Genomic DNA, 3,680 nt, shown 5'->3' with positions numbered 1-3,680 from the left:
TTCAACCGGAGCTTCACTTATAGGTGATTCTGATTTTTTCTCTTTTACCGGTTCTTGTTTTTCGGCTTTAACTTCTTTAAACTCAGACTTCTCTTTTTTCTCAAGAACAGGAGCTTCTTTTTCAGTTTTATCAACCTTTACCTCATTAACAACAGGCTTCTCAGCAACTTCCTTTTTAACTTCTTCTTTTAAAACCGGTTTTTCTTCAGGAGTCACATCTTTAGGAGCAATAACTTTTTCAGCAACAACAGGATCTGGAGCAGGAGTAGGTTTTTTAGGATTTAGGTCGATTTTACCAACTTGCACTGGTCCCGACAAAACAGCTCTGGCTTTGATTACTTCTTGCTGTCTCAAACGCTCTTCTTCTAATTTACGTTTGTCTTCTACTTCTTTTTCACGTTCAATACGCAAAGCTTCTTTTTCTTTCCTTTTTTCCTCACTTACTTCCTTGGAAGCCTCTTTATTCCCCTTGTCGCCTGCAAACTGACTTTGTAGGATATTAAATTCCTGTTCAGAAATTTTTGTGTTTGGATTTGACTCAATAGCAATACCTTTATCTTTCAGATAATCCACAGCCCTTTCTAACGAAATATTTAATTCCCTTAAAACCTTGTTTATTCTAATAATTCTCTCTTCAGACATAAAATCTTTTTATTTTTACCTTAATCGTTGGTCTACTTTTATTTCACAATAAAAATAGAAATTTATTTTACAGTGAGGAATTAATAGTCTGTTAACTATCAAACTCTTCATTTAATATTCTCATTACATCTAAAATTGTTTCTTCCTCTAGATCTGTTCTTCTAACTAAATCTTCTACATCATGCTTCAAAATACTTTTTGCAGTATCTAAACCAATTTTTGCAAATTCTTCGATAACCCATTCTTCGATTTCATCTGAAAACTCAGTTAATTCTACATCATCATCATCTGCTGTAGTACCCGCAACATCTCCTTCACGGATTACATCCAGTTCATAACCTGTTAACTGACCTGCCAAACGGATATTGTGACCTCCTCTACCGATTGCTTTAGAAACTTCTTCTAATTTCAGGAATACTTCGGCTCTTTTTGCTTCTTCATTAATTTTAATTGAAGAAACTTTAGCAGGGCTCAATGCTCTTGTAATATACAATTGGATGTTACTAGTATAATTAATTACATCAATATTTTCGTTTCCTAATTCACGTACAATTCCGTGAATACGAGATCCTTTCATACCAACACAAGCTCCTACTGGATCGATACGGTCATCATAAGAATCTACAGCTACTTTTGCTTTTTCACCTGGAATTCTCACAACATTTTTAACCATAATTAAACCGTCAAAAACTTCTGGAATTTCTTGCTCAAATAATTTTTCTAAGAACTTATCTGAAGTTCTCGACATAATAATTTGAGGCTTATTTCCTTTTAATTCAACGCTTTCAATTATACCTCTCACATTATCACCTTTACGGAAAAAATCTGAAGGAATTTGTTTTTCTTTTGGCAAAATGATCTCATTTCCATCATCATCCACCAAAATTACAACTCTTGGACGAACATGATGCACTTCAGCAGTATAAATATCGCCAATAATATCTTTAAATTGTTTATAAAGATTAGTATTATCGTGTTCGTGTATTTTTGATATTAAGTTTTGTCTTAAAGCTAAAATCGCTCTTCTACCTAAATCTATCAATTTAACTTCTTCTGAAACTTCTTCACCAATTTCGAAATCGGCTTCGATTTTTCTAGCTTCAGTCAATGTAATTTCTTCATTTTCAAAATCCAAATCCTCGTCAGCAACGATTACTCTTCTTCTCCAAATCTCCATATCTCCTTTATCAGGATTTATGATGATATCAAAATTATCATCTGAACCGTATTTTTTTTTCAATGCATTTCTAAATACATCTTCCAAAATTGCCATAAGCGTTACACGATCAATGAGTTTATCATCTTTAAACTCTGAAAATGAATCGATTAATGCTAAATTTTCCATGCGAATTCTTTAATTAAAATGTTACTGTAACAACTGCTTCTTTAATATCTGTGTAAGGAATCTTCAATTCTTTCTGAACTGTCTCTTTTCCCTTACCTACTTTTTTGGCTTCTCTGGCTTTCCATGACAAAATTATAAAAAGATCATTAGCTTCAACTAATTCTGCTTCAATATTTTCATCTTTAGTTTTAACAATTAAAGTCCTGCCAATATTTTTTTTGTACTGTCTTACCAACTTTAACGGAGAACCAACACCAACTGATGCTACTTCTAAAGAGAAATCTTGTTCTTCTCTGTCTAAATTCCCTTCTACAGCACGACTTATATCAATACAATCCTGCAAAACCACACCATTGTCCCCATCAATCCCTATTATAATTTTAAAACTATCCGTTATCGTCAAGTCAATTAAAAAAATAGATGGTTTTTCCTGAAGAGCCTCTTCTACTACCTGCTTTACTTTTTCTTTAAATGTCATATCTTTATAAAAAGAGGGGACAAATGTCCCCTCATTATTTAAAACTTTACTAAATAACGGCACAAATATAGTCTTTTTTTATAAACCAAAAAAAATTGATTCCCATTAAAAAAAAATTATATCTTTAAATCATATTTAAAAAACAATTTTTATAGATAAAAAACAAACCCAAACTACAATGAAAAAAATTCTCATCCCTACTGATTTTTCTAAATATGCTGATGAAGCTATAGAAGTTGGTGCACAAATTGCCAAACAAAACAATAGTGAGATAATCTTAATTCATATGTTAGAATTACCTACTCACATGAATGACGCTATTTCCGAAGAAAAGAGTATTCCAGAAGTTATGTTGTTTAAACGCAAGGCTGACGAAACTCTAAAAAATATTAAAAACCGTCCTTATTTATCAGGAATTAAAGTAACAGAAATCATTCGCCTTGATGGCGTTACTAATGGAATCAATAATTATATTAAGCAAAACCCTGATATTGATTTAATCATTATGGGTTCTCACGGTGCTTCCGGCATCAATGAAATTTTTATTGGTTCTAATACCGAAAAAGTAGTAAGACGTTCTGATATACCGGTTTTGGTTATTAAAAACAGGGTCGCCAATTTTGATATTAAGAAAATTATTTTTGCTTCTGATTTTTCACAAGAAATCAAAGCTCCTTTTAAGAAAGTAATACAATTCACCAAGTTATTTGGAGCAAAATTGAATTTGGTGATGATTTGCACTCCAAATAGCTTTAAAAGCACTTCAGCTGCGCGTAATATTGTAAATGAATTTGTTTCCGAATTTGATATGCCGGAATATACATTTGAAACTTATAATGAAAACAATATTGAGAAAGGCATCATTAATTATGCAGAAGAAAATAACGGCGATATCATTGCTTTTTGCACTCATGGAAGAACGGCGCTAAATCATTTTTTCAGCGGAAGTATTTCTGAAGATTTGGTAAATCATTCTTCTAAACCGGTGTTGACATTTAAAATATAAATTTAAATAGTCATATATTTTAGTCTTGACTATAACTCATAAAAAAAGCCTCTCGATTGAGAGGCTTTTTTTGTTGGTCTACTAGGACTCGAACCTAGAAAGACTGCACCAAAAACAGTTGTGTTACCATTACACCATAGACCAGCTTTATTGCTTTTGCGAGTGCAAATTTAGAACAAATTCCTAGTTGTGCAAACTTTTTTTAGCTT

Annotated in this window: 3 protein-coding genes, 1 tRNA gene and 1 pseudogene; 1 reads left to right on the top strand and 4 read right to left on the bottom strand. The window is 32.0% G+C overall.

The window, feature by feature from the left end; all coding sequences use genetic code 11:
• The 3 genes and pseudogenes from VLC96_RS18235 to rimP all read right to left on the bottom strand — a co-directional run.
• Positions 1–642, bottom strand: a pseudogene (locus VLC96_RS18235) (translation initiation factor IF-2); the annotation flags it as partial.
• Positions 643–733: 91 nt separating this feature from the next.
• The gene (nusA, locus tag VLC96_RS18230) at positions 734–1,987 is read right to left on the bottom strand and encodes a transcription termination factor NusA (protein ID WP_325265226.1); all 1,254 of its coding nucleotides are present in this window, start codon (positions 1,985–1,987) and stop codon (positions 734–736) included.
• A gap of 13 nt (positions 1,988–2,000) precedes the next feature.
• The gene (rimP, locus tag VLC96_RS18225) at positions 2,001–2,465 is read right to left on the bottom strand and encodes a ribosome assembly cofactor RimP (RefSeq protein ID WP_325265224.1); all 465 of its coding nucleotides are present in this window, start codon (positions 2,463–2,465) and stop codon (positions 2,001–2,003) included.
• A gap of 178 nt (positions 2,466–2,643) precedes the next feature.
• Between rimP and VLC96_RS18220 the strand changes: the two genes are divergently transcribed.
• Complete coding sequence (locus tag VLC96_RS18220; RefSeq protein WP_325265223.1) at positions 2,644–3,471, top strand: universal stress protein; 828 nt, start codon at positions 2,644–2,646, stop codon at positions 3,469–3,471.
• A 73-nt stretch (positions 3,472–3,544) separates the two neighbouring features.
• Here the strand turns inward: VLC96_RS18220 and VLC96_RS18215 are convergent.
• Positions 3,545–3,615 (bottom strand) — tRNA-Gln (locus VLC96_RS18215).
• Between the last annotated feature and the right edge of the window lie 65 nt (positions 3,616–3,680).

It is taken from the genome of Flavobacterium sp. (assembly GCF_035456085.1).
Lineage (GTDB): Bacteria > Bacteroidota > Bacteroidia > Flavobacteriales > Flavobacteriaceae > Flavobacterium.
This window is presented reverse-complemented; position numbering and strand designations above follow the sequence as displayed.